Source organism: Endozoicomonas sp. SESOKO3, assembly GCF_024606255.1.
This window is the reverse complement of sequence record NZ_JAHHPR010000762.1, coordinates 1-1,321: the sequence shown is the minus strand read 5'-3', so window position 1 is coordinate 1,321 and position 1,321 is coordinate 1. Positions and strand designations below refer to the sequence as shown.

Annotated in this window: 2 protein-coding genes; one reads left to right on the top strand and one right to left on the bottom strand. The window is 49.7% G+C overall.

Features of this window, described 5'->3' with window-relative positions:
- On the bottom strand, positions 1–695 hold a 695-nt coding region (locus KDK18_RS13380; protein ID WP_257255430.1), incomplete at its 3' end, for a GTP-binding protein.
- 99 nt (positions 696–794) lie between these two features.
- Between KDK18_RS13380 and KDK18_RS13375 the strand changes: the two genes are divergently transcribed.
- Positions 795–1,321: hypothetical protein (locus tag KDK18_RS13375; protein WP_257255429.1), on the top strand; the 527-nt coding region annotated here is incomplete at its 3' end.

Sequence of the window (1,321 nt, the reverse complement as noted above, 5' to 3'; positions counted from 1 at the left end):
CGTACCAGTTCCACTTCATCCACAAAGTCTTCGTGAATATCACCCAGCAGCTCTTTAGCTTCTTCAGACTCAAGTCCCTTGATACGAATGTCGTCGGGTATTGTGTGTCCCTGACCCGGTGTGAAGAGGTGAATGGTGTCGGTGTAAAGGTTATAAACCCCTTTGAAGTTTTTGCCCATGCTGATCGGCCAAGTGATGGGAGCGCACTGGATTTTCAGGATGCTTTCCACTTCGTCCAACACTTCAATCTGGTCCCGGACTTCACGGTCCATCTTGTTGACGAAAGTGAAGATAGGGGTGTCTCTCAGACGACAGACTTCCATCAGTTTAATAGTACGGTCCTCGACACCCTTGGCGCCGTCAATCACCATCAGACAGCTATCCACAGCCGTCAGGGTGCGGTAGGTGTCTTCTGAGAAGTCTTCGTGTCCGGGAGTGTCTAGCAGGTTGACAGTGCAACCTTTATAAGGGAACTGCATGACCGAGGTAGTGATCGAGATCCCCCGCTCCTGCTCCATTTTCATCCAGTCAGAAGTGGCCATGCGACCGGTTTTGCGGCCTTTTACAGTACCTGCCATCTGGATAGCACCACCCAGAAGCAGGAGCTTTTCCGTGATGGTGGTTTTACCAGCGTCCGGGTGACTGATGATCGCAAAGGTTCGACGCTTTGCCACTTCGGGGGATAATCCACTCATTGATGTTTTGCCTGATTTCAGAGCTTGAAAAAATGGCGACATTATATCCGCTCTGTTGCGCAAAGCCAGACTCATCATGAAAGATTGAAATCAGGTGTTGTGCCTGATAACGCAGGACTTTTGGCTAAACCGGCCGATAACAGTTGCGAGGAGATTGGTGATAGGGAAGTGAGTGCTTTGAATCCATCGCAACGGACTTTGCAATGTTTGCAACCCCTGCTGGACAGAGGGCAGCATGAATCCACTGACATTTCTGTCAGAGGCAAGTGGCGTGGTCGGGAGGCCGAGCTGCTGCCGCTACCTGTCAGAGAACTGAGGGAAGGTGAAAAACTCAGTGCCAGTGAAGGGACTACGGCATTTGTATCCAAGTACGGCAGTTTTGTGGAAAATCAGCTTCACAATGATCTCAAAAGCAAGCCGCTGAACCAAAGAACCATTAAAAAGCTGGAAACACGTGCCACAGACCTGTTAAGAGATGTCAGAAAGCTGAATTGTAGCAGTATAGAGCTCTGGCTGGATTCCGATATGGTGGAAAAAGCGTTTGAGACTGCGACACCTTTTAAGTGGCGATCTCTTCCTTCACACGAGCAGGAGCATCTTAAGGAAGTCGTTCAGTTTCAGCTCTC